The organism is Paraburkholderia sp. JHI2823, assembly GCF_038900695.1.
Classification (GTDB): domain Bacteria; phylum Pseudomonadota; class Gammaproteobacteria; order Burkholderiales; family Burkholderiaceae; genus Paraburkholderia; species Paraburkholderia mimosarum.
Window position 1 is genome coordinate 335010 of the sequence record NZ_JAYMRY010000003.1, and the last position, 14230, is coordinate 349239.

The 14230-nt window shown below is 61.4% G+C and carries 17 protein-coding genes; 14 read left to right on the top strand and 3 right to left on the bottom strand.

Going from position 1 to position 14230, the window contains the following annotated elements; translation table 11 throughout:
- The first annotated feature begins 96 nt into the window (after positions 1-96).
- The 6 genes from VSR34_RS05915 to VSR34_RS05940 all read left to right on the top strand — a co-directional run bounded on the left by VSR34_RS05915 (position 97) and on the right by VSR34_RS05940 (position 6102).
- Positions 97-1128, top strand: coding sequence for a helix-turn-helix domain-containing protein (locus VSR34_RS05915; protein WP_028210169.1), 1032 nt, complete (start codon positions 97-99; stop codon positions 1126-1128).
- A 117-nt stretch (positions 1129-1245) separates the two neighbouring features.
- Positions 1246-1815, top strand: coding sequence for a MarR family winged helix-turn-helix transcriptional regulator (locus VSR34_RS05920; RefSeq protein WP_342962084.1), 570 nt, complete (start codon positions 1246-1248; stop codon positions 1813-1815).
- Positions 1816-1827: 12 nt separating this feature from the next.
- Positions 1828-2880 carry a carbon-nitrogen hydrolase family protein gene (locus VSR34_RS05925; RefSeq protein WP_342962085.1) on the top strand — a complete coding sequence of 351 codons (1053 nt, stop codon included), beginning with the start codon at positions 1828-1830 and terminating at the stop codon, positions 2878-2880.
- A gap of 135 nt (positions 2881-3015) precedes the next feature.
- Complete coding sequence (locus VSR34_RS05930) at positions 3016-3948, top strand: NmrA family NAD(P)-binding protein (RefSeq protein WP_028210166.1); 933 nt, start codon at positions 3016-3018, stop codon at positions 3946-3948.
- A gap of 22 nt (positions 3949-3970) precedes the next feature.
- Complete coding sequence (locus VSR34_RS05935; protein ID WP_028210165.1) at positions 3971-5323, top strand: epoxide hydrolase family protein; 1353 nt, start codon at positions 3971-3973, stop codon at positions 5321-5323.
- A 146-nt stretch (positions 5324-5469) separates the two neighbouring features.
- The gene (locus tag VSR34_RS05940) at positions 5470-6102 is read left to right on the top strand and encodes a LysE family translocator (protein ID WP_342962086.1); all 633 of its coding nucleotides are present in this window, start codon (positions 5470-5472) and stop codon (positions 6100-6102) included.
- A gap of 71 nt (positions 6103-6173) precedes the next feature.
- On the opposite strand, the gene VSR34_RS05945 is transcribed toward VSR34_RS05940, so the two are convergent.
- Both VSR34_RS05945 and VSR34_RS05950 read right to left on the bottom strand, forming a co-directional pair.
- A complete protein-coding gene (locus VSR34_RS05945; protein WP_036017970.1) occupies positions 6174-6464 on the bottom strand; it encodes a hypothetical protein in 291 nt (96 codons plus the stop codon).
- 112 nt (positions 6465-6576) lie between these two features.
- On the bottom strand, positions 6577-7293 hold the full coding sequence (locus tag VSR34_RS05950; protein ID WP_028210162.1) for a transposase: 717 nt from the start codon (positions 7291-7293) through the stop codon (positions 6577-6579).
- Between the two features lie 493 nt (positions 7294-7786).
- Between VSR34_RS05950 and VSR34_RS05955 the strand changes: the two genes are divergently transcribed.
- The 8 genes from VSR34_RS05955 (at position 7787) to VSR34_RS05990 (ending at position 12147) form a co-directional block, all read left to right on the top strand.
- Positions 7787-8917: a HAMP domain-containing sensor histidine kinase gene (locus VSR34_RS05955; protein WP_028210161.1), complete on the top strand. Its 1131-nt coding sequence runs from the start codon at positions 7787-7789 to the stop codon at positions 8915-8917.
- Between the two features lie 510 nt (positions 8918-9427).
- Positions 9428-9694, top strand: coding sequence for a translation initiation factor IF-1 (gene infA, locus VSR34_RS05960; protein ID WP_028210160.1), 267 nt, complete (start codon positions 9428-9430; stop codon positions 9692-9694).
- Between the two features lie 314 nt (positions 9695-10008).
- On the top strand, positions 10009-10299 hold the full coding sequence (locus VSR34_RS05965) for a hypothetical protein (protein WP_081715839.1): 291 nt from the start codon (positions 10009-10011) through the stop codon (positions 10297-10299).
- 51 nt (positions 10300-10350) lie between these two features.
- Positions 10351-10614 (top strand): hypothetical protein, encoded by a 264-nt coding sequence (locus VSR34_RS05970; protein WP_238327618.1) that lies wholly within the window; start codon positions 10351-10353, stop codon positions 10612-10614.
- 60 nt (positions 10615-10674) lie between these two features.
- Positions 10675-10890 (top strand): hypothetical protein, encoded by a 216-nt coding sequence (locus tag VSR34_RS05975; RefSeq protein ID WP_028210158.1) that lies wholly within the window; start codon positions 10675-10677, stop codon positions 10888-10890.
- An 84-nt stretch (positions 10891-10974) separates the two neighbouring features.
- Complete coding sequence (rpsU, locus tag VSR34_RS05980) at positions 10975-11187, top strand: 30S ribosomal protein S21 (RefSeq protein WP_081715861.1); 213 nt, start codon at positions 10975-10977, stop codon at positions 11185-11187.
- 341 nt (positions 11188-11528) lie between these two features.
- On the top strand, positions 11529-11732 hold the full coding sequence (locus tag VSR34_RS05985; protein ID WP_028207638.1) for a cold-shock protein: 204 nt from the start codon (positions 11529-11531) through the stop codon (positions 11730-11732).
- A gap of 190 nt (positions 11733-11922) precedes the next feature.
- Positions 11923-12147 carry a hypothetical protein gene (locus tag VSR34_RS05990; protein ID WP_081715838.1) on the top strand — a complete coding sequence of 75 codons (225 nt, stop codon included), beginning with the start codon at positions 11923-11925 and terminating at the stop codon, positions 12145-12147.
- Positions 12148-12267: 120 nt separating this feature from the next.
- On the opposite strand, the gene VSR34_RS05995 is transcribed toward VSR34_RS05990, so the two are convergent.
- Positions 12268-14220: an ATP-binding protein gene (locus VSR34_RS05995; protein WP_342962087.1), complete on the bottom strand. Its 1953-nt coding sequence runs from the start codon at positions 14218-14220 to the stop codon at positions 12268-12270.
- Positions 14221-14230 lie beyond the last annotated feature (10 nt).

Consider the following 14230-nt stretch of genomic DNA (forward strand, 5'->3'; position numbering starts at 1 on the left):
CCGCTTTCGGGTGATGGGATGCCGCCGATGATGAGGGTTTACTCGTGCGCCCGGAAGTGGCAGGATCGCCATTATTGAGGGAATTTCGGACACGCAATGGCCATCGTTCGCATCTGGGTCTATGACGGCATCCTCGCATCCGGCGTCGCGGGGCCTGTCGACGTTTTCAGCGCGGCCAACCAGTTTCACGCGCGCCTGGCTGGCGCGCCATCCGCGCCGCTGTTCGCATGGCGCGTGGAATCCCTCGACGGTCAACCGGTCCTGGCTGCGTCGGGCCAGACCATTCACGTCGACGGCAAGATCGATCCGCGCAAAAAAGCCGACGCCATTCTCCTGACGGCGCCGTTTCTTTCGAACATCGACGCGTTCATCGGGCGCCGCGAGGAGTTGAACGCGCTGTCTTCCGCGCTGCGGCGCCAACGCAAGGCGGGCGCCGTGCTGGCGGCGTATTGCACGGCCAATTATCTGCTCGCCGAGGCGGGCCTGCTCGATGGCCGCGCCGCCACGACACACTGGGCGCGCGCCGCGGACTTCGCGCGCCGGTATCCGCGTGTCGAGGTTCGCGCACACGAGCTGATGATCGCGCAAGACGGGATCATGTCGAGCGGTTCCGTGACGTCGTACCTGCATCTCGCCGTGCGGCTCGTCGAAACATTCGCCGGCGAGGATCTCGCCACGACGGTCGCGAAGGTGCTGCTCATCGACATGAACCGGACTTCTCAGGCTTCCTATGCAACGCTTCTCGACGAACATGGGCATACCGATACGCTAGTCGCGCGCGCCCAGCAGCAGATGGAGGCGACGTTGGAGCGGGGATTCCGGTTGAGCGACCTGGCGGCGTCGCTTGCTGTCAGCGAACGCACGCTCAATCGCCGTTTCAAGGAAGCGCTCGGGCTCGCACCGTTGACGTATCTGCAGAATCTGCGCATCGAGGTCGCGAAGCGCTTACTGGAAACCCGGCCGATTGCGCTCGAGGCGGTGAGCCAGCAGGTCGGCTATGGCGATATCAGCACATTCAGGCAGTTGTTCAAACGGAAAACCGGATTGTCGCCCAGCGAATATCAAATGCGGTTTTCGCGCGCCGCGGCGCGCGATAGAAAAGCCGAATCGGGTCGCGACGGCGGCTGAGGCCTCGCACGATCTCGCGGGACCATTGCGCCGCCATCCTCCACACCGTTCTTTTGTATCTCAACGTATCTACCGTAGCCGGAGATACGCACGCATACGCAAAACCCGCTTTCGGACATGAGCGGGATACGTTCGTCCGCTCAAATACGCCCATCGCGAGCAAACCACCGCACCGCAAAAGCTGGGCTGACCGAGGTAGTGCATATGCAAACCGAGCCGAACGCAACCGTCGAACTGGACCGCACCGCGGACCAACCGCCCAGCAGCCATATCGCGCGCGATTGCCTGATGACGCGCGCCCGGCAGATCTCGCGAATCCTGACCTCCGTCTATGACGATGCGTTGCGTCCGTTCGGCATCGTGGCGCCGCAGTTCTCATTGCTGGTGCTGATCGTGGAGTTCGGGCCCCTTAGCCGCTCGGATCTGGGCCGGCGCACTCGACACGAGCGCTCGACGCTGTCAAGGAATCTGCAGCCGCTGATCGCACACGGCTGGGTTACCGAGAGCATCCCGGCAAGCGATGGCCGTAGCCGCCCGCTGTCGCTCACGCACGAAGGCAAGACGCTGCTGAAAAACGCCGCATGTGCGTGGTCGGCGGCACAGGGCCACGCGGCGCGCCTCCTCGGCGAAGACGGCGCCCGCGATCTCATGAATATCGCGCGCCAATTGCCGCCGTGCATTTCCTGAAATTTTCGCTCGATGTTGCATATGCAAGATCGGCCAACGCCTGGCGTTCCCCCCTCGTCAAAGGAGTCTGTTGTGAAAGTCGTCAAAGCCGCCGCAGTCCAGTTCAGCCCCGTGCTCTATAGCCGCGAAGCCACCGTCGCCAAGGTCGTGCAAAAGATCCACGAACTCGGCCAGAAAGGCGTGCAGTTCGCCACCTTCCCCGAAACGGTGGTGCCTTATTACCCATACTTTGCCGCCGTCCAGACGGGCATCGAGCTTCTTTCGGGCACCGAACATTTGCGCCTCCTCGAACAGGCGGTGACAGTGCCGTCCGCGGCGACCGAAGCGATCGGCGAAGCCGCGCGAAAAGCCGGCATGGTCGTGTCCATTGGCGTCAACGAGCGCGACGGCGGCACGCTGTACAACACGCAATTGCTTTTCGATGCCGACGGCACGCTGATCCAGCGCCGCCGCAAGATCACGCCGACGCATTTCGAACGCATGATCTGGGGCCAGGGAGATGGCTCGGGCTTGCGTGCAGTCGACAGCGCGGTGGGCCGCATCGGTCAGCTTGCCTGCTTCGAGCACAACAACCCGCTTGCCCGTTACGCGATGATCGCCGACGGCGAGCAGATCCATTCGGCGATGTACCCGGGTTCCGCGTTCGGCGAGGGCTTTGCCCAGCGCATGGAAATCAACATCCGCCAGCATGCGCTCGAATCCGGAGCCTTCGTCGTCAATGCCACGGCGTGGCTCGATGCGGACCAGCAGGCGCAAATCATGAAGGACACCGGTTGTGGAATCGGTCCGATTTCGGGCGGCTGCTTCACCACGATCGTCGCACCTGACGGCATGCTGATGGCCGAACCGCTTCGCTCGGGTGAAGGCGAGGTGATCGTCGATCTCGACTTCACGCAGATCGACCGGCGCAAAATGCTGATGGATGCGGCGGGCCACTACAACCGCCCCGAACTGCTGAGTTTGATGATCGACCGTACGCCGACCGCGCACGTTCATGAACGCGCTTCGCACCCGGCGGTCGTGGACGACCCTCGTTCCGACGATCTACGCGCCGAGGCCGTATAACTTCGCCCGGCATTTTGCAGAGCACACGCGCATGATGCGCTGGTCATCGCGTTGATCGACGCATCTACATTTTTATGCATTAGTGTGCATATGCATACATAAATGCATTCAATCTTCTTATGAAAGGTATCGGATATGACAACGAAACCAGCCCATGACCGCCCCATTCTCGTGACGGGCGCCGGAGGCGCGATCGGTGGGATCGGCCGCAACGTGACAACGTCATTGCTCGCGAAAGGCTATAAGGTGCGGGCGCTGGTCCGCAAGGAAGACGATCGCGCGAACGAGTTGCGCCGCCTTGGCGCCGAGGTCGTGGTCGGCGATCTGACCGACCTGGCCTCGCTGCACCGCGCGATCGAAGGCTGTTCGCGCGTCTATTTCGGCATGTCGGTATCCCCGGCGTATCTCGAAGCGACCGTCAATTTTGCTGCCGTGGCGCGCCATCATGGCGTCGAAGCCATCGTGAACATGTCGCAGATGACCGTCACGGAAATGAGCATCACCGAGACGACCGACAGCCCTCAGCACAAGTTGCACTGGCTTGCCGAGCAGGTTTTGCAGTGGTCGGGGCTGCCCGTCGTCACGGTACGGCCCACGGCGTTTCTCGAGAGCTTCTTCCTCACGCTTGGCGCGGCCGGCGTGCGCGATCAAGACGAACTCGCATTGCCGCTCGGCAATAGCAAGACATCGCCCATTTCGGCCGTCGACGTCGCGAACGCGGTCTCCGTGATTCTCGAAGACCCGGCGCCTCACATCGGCAAGATCTATAACCTGACCGGCCTCGAATCGACGGATCTCGAGCAGGCCGCGCGCATCTTTTCGCAGGTGCTCGGTCGGCCCATCCGTTACCGGAACGTGCCGGTCGCGCCGTGGTCGGACAAGCTGCGCGAACTGGGCATTCCCGCTCACGTCGTCGACCACCTGGCCGTGATGGCGGACCTGCACGCTCAGGGACGATACGACCGCATGACCAACGACCTGTTCGAACTCACGGGCCGCAAGCCCATGAGCATGGACGACTTCGTGAGACTCCACATCGCGGACTTCACGCGCAACGAATCACGCTGATCCGGGTCAGGAAACCGATCTCATGTCCAAAGACACGCCCCAATCCTCGTCGCGCCGGCAGTTTGTCGGCGTGGCCGCCGCGGCGCTCGCGGCAGGCTCGCTGAGCCGGCTCGCCTTCGCAGAAACGAGCCCGGCAAACGGCAGCATCATCGAACCCGCGAACGGCGACAAGACGGCGATCCGGCCGTTCCGCGTTCACGTTCCCGAATCGCAGCTCATCGATATGCGGCGACGCATCAAGGCCACGCGCTGGCCGGATCGCGAAACGGTGCCCGACGAATCGCAGGGCATCCAGCTCGCCTCCATTCAGGGACTCGCGCAATATTGGGCAACGGGCTACGACTGGCGCAAATGCGAGGCGCGGCTGAATTCCTTGCCGCAGTTCATCACCGAAATCGACGGACTCGATATTCACTTCATCCATGTACGGTCGAAGCACGAAAACGCGATGCCGTTGATCGTGACCCACGGCTGGCCGGGCTCGGTCATCGAACAGTTCAAAATCATCGATCCGCTCGTCAATCCGACCGCATACGGTGCGCCGGCTTCCGATGCCTTTCATCTCGTGATCCCCTCATTGCCCGGTTACGGATTTTCGGCGAGACCGACCACAACGGGCTGGGGACCGGAGCGCACCGCGCGCGCGTGGGTCACACTGATGAAACGCCTGGGCTATGAGCGCTTTGCTTCGCAAGGCGGCGATCTCGGCGGGATTGTCACGAACGTCATGGCCAAACAGGCGCCACCCGAACTGATCGGCATTCATGTGAATTTTCCGGCGTCGGTTCCGGCCGACATGCTCAAGTCGCTTGTCGCGGGCGATCCGACGCCCGCTGGCCTGTCGGATGAGGAAAAGCATGCGTATGAGCAACTGAGCGCGAACTTCAAGAGAAAGCGCGGATACGCATTGGAAATGGGCACGCGCCCGCAGACGCTGTACGGACTCGCCGACTCGCCCGTCGCGCTGGCTGCCTGGCTGCTCGATCACGGCGACGGCTACGGCCAGCCCGCAGCGGCGCTGAGCGCAGCCGTGCTCGGCCATCCCGTGAACGGTCATTCGGCAGGCGCGCTCACGCGAGACGACATACTCGACGACATCACGCTTTACTGGCTGACCAACACCGGTATTTCGGCGGCGCGCTTCTATTGGGAGTCGCACGCGAACTTCTTCCTCGCGGCAGACGTCAACGTGCCGGCCGCTGTGAGCGCTTTTCCGGGAGAGAACTACCAGGCGCCGAAGAGCTGGACCGAACAGGCTTACCACAACCTGATTTATTTCAACAAACCCGAAACGGGCGGCCACTTCGCGGCATGGGAACAACCGATGATCTTCGCGAACGAAGTGCGCGCGGGGTTGAGGCCGTTGCGCACATAAGGCATGAAGCGCTCCGGCGTGCAAGGTCCGGCGCACGTTTCGAAGGCGCATGTCCGAAACACCCTCGAAACTGGCACGATTGCCACTCCCGCTCGCATCGCTAAAGCCCGACAATCAACCGATCTTCCATTTCTGGAAACCCGAACATGACCGGAAACGCCTTTTTCCCGGCAAACCTGCTGCTTGCTTATGCAGCGTATTTCGTCGGCACGGCGAGTCCCGGGCCGAGCAACCTTGCGATTATTTCCATAGCGGCGAGTCACGGCCGAAAAGCAGCGTTGATGTTCGCACTCGGTGTCATCTCGGGGTCGATGTTCTGGGCGACGGTGGCAGCGCTGGGCGTGTCGGCGGCCCTGGTCGCATGGTCGCAGTTCATCATTGCAGTCAAGGTTTTCGGCGGCCTCTATCTCTTGTGGCTCGCCTTCAAATCTGGGCGCAATGCGCTCTCGAGTTCAATCGAATCCGGAATCCAGGTGGAGCAAAGGCCGACATTGAAGCGTGTCTACTGCCGCGGCGCGACGCTCCATCTCACTAACCCGAAAGCGATCCTCGTATGGGTTTCCATCGTTGCGCTTTCGTCGAACAGCACGGGATCGGCCCACAGTGCGTTAATCGCAGGTTGTGCGGCCATCGGATGTCTGGTGTTCGGCGCCTATGCAGTACTGTTTTCGACGCAAACGGCTCGCAGGTGGTACGTGCGAACCCGTCGCGCCCTGGAAGGATGCCTGGCCGTCGTATTCGGAATTGCCGGCATCAGACTTCTGGCGTCACGTATGTAGCTGCGCGGCCGCTACGCCGCGCAGTATGACCTGCTAGCAGGGTGATTCCGTCCGCACGCAACGATGCGCGGTCAGGCAAAGGCAACGTCTTCGAGAAACGTTGCGATGTAGTCGTCGTCCAGCCATCCGGCAACATGCATCGACGCCTCGATTCGCTGGATTTCCTTCTGTCCTTTATCGGTGAGGATGGCAATCTGGAGTGCGGCGAGGTACTTCGCACCGATGGGAGGTTTCTGCTCAACGATCTGCATCAGCCCCTGTGCGCGCAGCGACGTGAAGATTGCCGGTCGCTTGTGCCACGGTATTTGTCGATACAGTGCAAGTCGAAGAGCTTCCAGTACAGCGCCATTGCTGAATTCCATGAGCATCCTTCTGATGGTCGGCTGAAACGTCCTGCCCGAACACGTACCGTAACACATGGAACGGCTCCGCACGATGACACGCCAAAAAACCTTTCATTGCCGGCGTTTGATGTCAGCCCACACGCGCGAGGACCCCTGACTTGCGAACCGTGGGCGACCGCTCGCGCAGCAACAGCGGCATGAGGCGCTGGTTGGCTGCCTGCGCCGCCCACTCGCAATAGGCGGCGCTGCCAAGCACCCACCCGTTGAGCGTCGACTGCATCAGGTTGTCGACATCGCTTTCGTCCAGAGGCTGTGCACCCAGATCGCGATAAGACTGGTGGCGCTCGAACGGCGTATTGCCGAGTGCCCGATAGAGTGGATGGTCCTTGATGAAGCTGTCGACGCGCAGCCCGATATGGTGCGTGTAGCTCGACCACCGGTAGCTTCCCGGCTCCGGTGCCAGGCGGTTTCGCACCGGCGCTTGATCGATGACCCGGCTCGCGAGCAGGAAATACCGGTCGGGCTCGATTACGGTTGCATGGTATCCGCCACGCCACACCGTACCGCGACGCCCGTGCCGGCGGTTGAAAGTCTCGACATAGCGGCGGCTGATCGCCTGCATCGCCATGGCCACGCTCGACTCGTATGTCGGCGTGACGAGGAACTGTATCGCGTCGGGCATGAGCACCCACGCGTGGACCGCCAGATCGGCGACGCGCGCGGCGTCCGCCAGACAGGCGAGGAAGTACAGGTAGTCTCCCTCGTCCAGGAATGCGGGCCCAGTGAGCCCCTGCAGGATAACGTGCTGCGGTTGTTCTGGGACGTAGTGCCGTGCAAGCCGTGTCATGCTGAATTAACCGGAAATCCGAAGTGGGAATGCAATCCGTGTATGCGAAAAATTGTATGGGTCATGTGCGCGCGCCTTCATCGCGAACAAGCCTTTTTTCTGGCCTCTTTTCGTCGATTTGCCGATCGGGGGCGGCGTCAGTCTCAGGGTATCGGAAAATGGATCCGCATCGGTACACCCGGCAAGTTTTCAGCGGAACACGCGTACCGCCCCGGTCATTTCACTTTGCGCGCCAGGATGGCGCCAGGGTTGACCATTAGCGGTCTCGCCATGGAGCGTGCATTGGGGCAGTAAAAGCTACAATGAACATATCCATGTCCGCTTCCCCTTCCGGTGCTGCGGGCCACTGAAAATCCCTTCATCTGATTTCCGGCGTACACGCATCGAGCCCACGTTTGACCGATTGGAGCATCGCACCATGCCGTTTAGGCAAACGTGATGGCAGAGAACTTGCCTTTCCAACTCCGTATCCGCAAAGCACCGAGGGGGATCGATGAGCCTGTCCGACTTTATTGAGGCCAACCTTCGCGAGCTGGTTGAGGACTGGACGGAGTATGCCCGGACGATCAGCCTGGAGGAGAGCCATCTCGACGAGCGCGAGTTGCGCAATTCCGCTCGCGACATCCTCATACGAATTGCGGCCGATATGCGCGAACCGCAGTCGGACGTGCAGCAGAAAGCCAAGTCGCGCGGCGAGGAGCCTGCGTCGAAATCCAGTTTCAACGAGACGGCTCACCTGCACGCAGACGATCGCCTGGCGCATGGCTACGGAATCAATGAGGTGGTGGCGGAATATCGCGCGCTGCGTGCGAGTGTTCTGCGCAGATGGCTGATGATGCCGCAGGCCGATGCCGCAGCCTTTCAGGAAATGATCCGTTTCAATGAAGCCATCGACCAGATGCTCGCGGAATCGGTCCGGCAGTACGCGCAACGGAGTCAATACATCCGCGATCTGTTTGCCGGCGTACTCGCGCACGATCTGCGCTCGCCCGTCGGCGCGATTCTGAATTCGGCCGATGTGCTTCTGCGGGACAACGCCCTCTCGGCTTTCAGCGCGCGCGCAGTCGCCAACGTACAACGCAGCGCGGTGCGCCTGAAGCGGATGATCGATGATCTGTTCATCTTCGCACGCGCCCGTCTGGGCGAAGCGCTTCCGGTCGAATTCACGCCTCAGGACCTGGGACGCATCGCCAGTGACGCTGCTGAAGAAGTACGCGCCGCGTGGCCCGACGCGCGCATCGAAGTTTGCCTGACCGGCGACCTTGCCGGCAGATGGGACGGCGCGCGGGTCGGCCAGCTCCTCGTGAATCTGCTCGTGAATGCTGTTCAGCACGGCTCCGGAAAAATATGCCTGAGCGTTGCTGGCCAAGGCGAACAGATGACGCTTGCCGTATCGAACGAAGGCGACGCGATACCGGCGCGCGCGCGGCCCACGCTGTTTGATCCGTTGACGCGTGCGAATCCATCGCCTGGGCGTAGCGCCATGGTTTCCGGAATGGGGCTTGGCCTTTACATCTGCAGGTGCATAGCAAGCGCGCATCACGGCACGATATGGGTCGATTCGACGAAAGACGAGACCACGTTCACGGTTCAGATGCCTCGTTTCCCGTCGTCCCGGAGCTGACGATAGGCCCCACACCGGTATTTGATTGCTCCACGCAGCGATTCGACGGAATACGGCGCCACGTCCGCGGGTACGCGAGCCGGTCGAATGCATCCGGCTCACAAACTCGCCCGTCACTACGAAAGGTCCGTCTCGGGGGTTTGTGCGGGAGGTGGCTGTCTTCGGTTACAATGCATGACGATTCGCCCCTTACGTCGCACAACAAGGTCTCCGTTGGCGCGTTGCGAATGCTCCTTCGACTGATCGCCCGGTGATACCGGCGACAAGCCTATCCGTTGGACGTGCCTCTATCCCGATTGGACCGGTATAGCTGGCCTGGGCGTCTGACTTCTCCACTCGACTGCAGGATCTGCCGCCCGAACAGGGGCGACGGCCGTGACATCTCCAACGCGAGGCAGCTCATCTGCCCCACGCGTCCCACCATTGCGGGGCAAGCGTCTCTCAACGCGCGTAGCTTGCTCCTCGCCGAGGCATCGCACATCGATGTCCGGCACATTAAAGGACCTTTGAATGGCAAAAGAAGAACTGCTGGAACTCGACGGTATCGTTGAGGAAGTGCTTCCGGACAGCCGCTACCGCGTTGCGCTCGACAATGGCGTCGTGGTCGGTGCGTATGCTTCCGGACGTATCCGCAAGAACCACATCCGCATCCTTGCCGGAGATAGGGTCACACTGGAACTCTCGGTATACGACCTCACAAAAGGACGAATCAATTTCCGGCACAAGGACGAGCGCAGCGGTGGCTCAACGCAGAGGGCAGCGTTCCGCCGTCGTTGAAACCGGCGGCCAGGGACGCGGGCTGCGCCCTTCACTGACACGGTACCAGGGCGCATCGCCGTCATCGATTGCGCCAGCGCGCTTCGCGAACGGGACGCAGAAGTTTTACTGTACAAAGGCATCAATGGGCGTAGCATGAAGTCGTTGATGCTCACAGCGTCCCGGGCCTTCCCCAGTCGCAGTTCGTGTGGGTAGCGACCGTTCAATTTCTTCGCAGGCCGAACAATCGCGGCCACCGGTGCTGGGACCGGCTTCAGTCGCCCGCACTCCCCTCCACAATCCGCCGCGTAACGATGCGGTCGCAAAGGCAAGCCATGACAACAGGTCTCCGTTTGTACCGTGGGCTCGAAATTCACCCACTGGTTTATCCGCATCGCGCCACTACCGCAGCTGGCGGCCATAACTACGACGAGGGTTTCGATGCGGCCGTACGAATCCAGGAGCCGGAAAGTTCAGAGGCAACGTCGCGCAGCCGTGTATTCAGGCTCGCCCAGCCCACACCCTTCCAGAATGCCGGTGACGCACGCCGGGCATCGACTGCCTATGCAGTCCGCCTCATCGATGAATGCCCTGAGAACACGAGCGTGCTCGATCTCGAGGCGTGAATCGCCTCACGGGGAGGGTCGTGCCGCACAGGCAAGCATTCGCAGTGAGCCATGCTGGAAGACAGGAGAAGGGAAATGGGCAGAAATGAACTGCTGGACCTGATTCGAAACGACGGCACCGGTATTATCGACCGTTTTCTGCCTTCGGGGGCTCGCGCCGAACTCGAAAGCGTTATCCGCGACGGTCATCGCAACGTCGATGCGAATGCGTGGCTGATGTTCATGTCGGTCCGCGCCCTGCTGCGCAACGACGGCATGCCGACCTGCGAGTCGGATTGGGAGGCGGGCCATGTCATGGCCCTTCTGAACGCGTAAAGGCCCGTCGCGCAACCGGTGGTCACCACCACCGCAGCGCGGCAATCACGCGAGAAAGCAATGCAATTCAATTCAACGCGGTTTCTCATCGACCCCACCCCGCGCCGGGCCGACGGCGAGTATATGGCCCATGTCCGCATCAGTTGCTACCGTGCCGACGGCAGCGAATATGACGTCCATCTAAGCGGTGACCTGGCGGGCTTTGACGTACGCGACGACGCGATCGCCTACGCGAAGAACTGGGCGCGCGAATGGCTGGATGCACGCTTTGGCTGATGGGAGCGCAAGCGGATGGACCGAACTTACCCCGCCGCGCCCCTCCACATGATTCACATCACGAACTCACAAACAGGAAAAGAATTGACTACTGTCATCCCCAAACTGAATGAGCCTCTGGAAGTCGCATTGCGCCGCTTCCGCCGTTCGATCGAGACCACCGGCTTGTTAAAGGAACTGCGGGCCAGAATGGCTTACGAAACACCGACTGCCGAGCGCAAGAGAAAGAAGGCTGCGGCGGTGGCGCGACTGCGCAAACAGCTCAAGCGCTCATTGCCGCCAAGAAAACCTTACTGACCGAAGCAGCTCCGCTCGCTTTTCCGGGAATCCTAACCAGTACCGGACGCCGTCATTCACGTCGCTATCACGCGCCGCACGTGAGCGAGCAAGCGGCCCCGCAAGATGACATCGGATACCGTGCGGCCCTCGCTACGCGGGCCTGCGGCAGTGTGAAACCGAAATACCTTGACTTTGATTACTTTCCCCGGTAGTGTCGAGCGCTGAAGTCTTCAAGAAGTGCGATTGCTGCTCATCATTGACCGCATCCTGCGGTACTCGTTGTCCTCTCCCCTCCTTGATCCTTTTCCCAGCGCCCCGTGCGGAGCGCATCTATGTACGTTCATGCTCAGGAGAATTCCATGGACACCGGTACCGTAAAGTGGTTCAACGACAGCAAGGGTTTTGGATTTATCACGCCCGACGCTGGTGGCGATGATCTGTTCGCGCATTTCTCGGAAATTCGCGGCGACGGATTCAAGACACTCGCAGAAGGCCAGAAGGTCAGCTACGAGACAAAGCGCGGCCCCAAGGGCATGCAGGCCTCCAATATCACCCCGCTGTAAGTCATCCGGGCTTGTGCCGCCGCGACGGCGGCACCGCACCCCTTCGTCCAGTTGGTCCGCATTGGGCATCTCGTGCCGGGTGGCAAAAATGCCAGCCGCCTTCCGACGACGCCCCCGAAGACGCCCTCCATCACGTTCGGCCAGTCTCTCCAGGCGAGATGACTTGGCTCCAGCTTTTTAAAAGACAATAGTGCAAAATCCTGTCGCCAGGCACTACCGCGGCTACGCGGTCAGGCCCTCGGCTCACCGTCTTCCCGACGGTTGTTTCTCTTCGAACCTCACACTTACGCGCCCGCTCGATCGCGAAGGACGTTCGCGTTACGAGTTTTATTCGCTCGGCTATTTCCCCACCGAAACGGAAGCCCTGCGATTTTCAGATCATTGGGGGCGCGACTGGATCGACACCCGGGGCTAATTGCGTTTCGACCGTTCACCGTGCCAACGCGGACATAATCCAATCCCCCGACTTGTCGCTGCACGCCTCCATGAGCCCGAAGGCCGCGTTCCCAGATGGGCGCCCGCTCCTTCGAGGACGCTAGCCGGATCGAACAAGACGTAGCGCCTTAGCTATCTCCGCCACGAGTTGATGCTGTTGATAGGGCTTGCGCAGCCGCACGATGTCCATGCTCGTTCCCGACGGCAAATCTGCGTAGCCGGTTGCCATCACGACCGGCAGGTCGGGCCTCAATTGACGAGCGGCGTAAGCCAACTGGATACCCGTCATGCCGGGCATCGAATAGTCGGTAATGAGCAGATCCACTTTGCGACCGTTCTTGAGCACTTCGAGTGCACTTGCGCCAGAGTTCGCTTCGATGACTTCGTGTCCCAGATCTTCGAGCAAATAGGCAGTGCTGTTGCAAATCAACGCGTCGTCATCGACGAGCAGAATGGTGACCCCTTTGGGCGCGGCCGAGCCTTCGTTCGACATCGATTCGGCCACCGCCTGTCCGACGGGTAGCTGCGCTGTCACAGGCAGCCACAACTCTACCCGCGTACCGCGGCCCTCCTCACTTTCGAGCCGCAGCGCGCCGTTCAGTTGAAGCGCGAGGCCGTGCGCCATCGAAAGACCCAGACCGGTGCCTTTGCCGAGTTCTTTCGTCGTGAAGAAAGGTTCCATCGCTTTCGAGAGCGTTGTCGCATTCATGCCGTGTCCCGTGTCGCTCACGATCACACGTACGTAATCGCCGGCGGCGAGATCCGGGTGTCCGGAGGCCTGCGCCTCGTCAACGCGTATCGAGACCGTCCCGCCGTCCGGCATCGCATCGCGTGCGTTGACCACGAGATTCAGAAGCGCGAGTTCAACCTGGTTGGCGTCCGCCAGCGTGAGCGGTAGCTGCGCCGGCAACTCGAACTCCAGTTCGATGCGCGCCCCGACTGAACGTTCGAGCAGGTCGGTCATGCCGCGAATCAGATTCCCGAGGTGAGTCGGTTCTATCCTCAGGTCCTGTTGCCGCGCGAACGCGAGAAGACGCTGCGTGAGCGACGCACCGCGGCTCGCACCACGAAGTGCGCCATCGACGAGGCGCGCGAGTTTCTCGTCGTGAATCTGCTTGCGCAGCAGTTCGAGGTTGCCCATGACCGCCATCAGCAGATTGTTGAAATCGTGGGCCACTCCGCCGGTCAACTGTCCGATCATTTCCATTTTTTGAACCTGACGCAGCACCTCCTCGGTATGCTCGCGCTGCTGGATCTCTTCGAGCACGGTTCGATGCGCGCGCTCGAGCTGAGCGGTGCGCTCCAGGACCTTCGCTTCGAGCGTTTCGTTGAGGCGGCGCAGGTTGGCTTCAGCGGTCTTTCGCGAGGTGATGTCCGATGAAACGCCGACGAGCCTTGCCTTCCTGCTTCTGCGGTCGAACACATGCCTTGCGCGCAGATCGACCCAACGCAGGGTGCCGTCGGACCAGAAACAGCGGCATTCGACGGCAAAGTCGCGGCGTGTTTCGATGCTGATCCGTATCGCCTCACGCGCGCGCTCCCTATCGTCCGGATGGAGGCGCGCTTCGAAATCTCCGTACGTGAAGGGGCCGCTCGCCGGCCAGCCAAAGACCGCCCTCGTTGGTGCCGAGGCGGTGAATTCGGTCGGCGGCAGGTCCAGCTCCCACTGTCCGAGCTGGCCCGCGGTCAGCGCGGTCCTCAGACGCGCCTCGCTTTCATGCAGTTCCTCCATGCGCGCGCGCGCTTCGTACTGCCGATAGCGCCCCCGCTGCGCAGTCGCCACCACACTGACGAACGTCATGGGATGGAACGGGCGCTCGAGAAATACGACGTTGCCGAGCGTCCTCACCAGAGTCTGCGGCTGCGGGTTGCGGTCCGGATAGCCGCCCCGCTGCGTGAGGATGATGAACGGAAAGTCCGACCACTTCGGCTGCGTCGCCACCCACGCTGCGACATCGGTGAGGTCGGCATCACGCAGCGCCTCTTCGGTCACCACCGCGCAGCAGATCTCGTCGCTCAGCGACGCCGAAAAATGCGCAATATCGGCGCACACGATCGTCCCT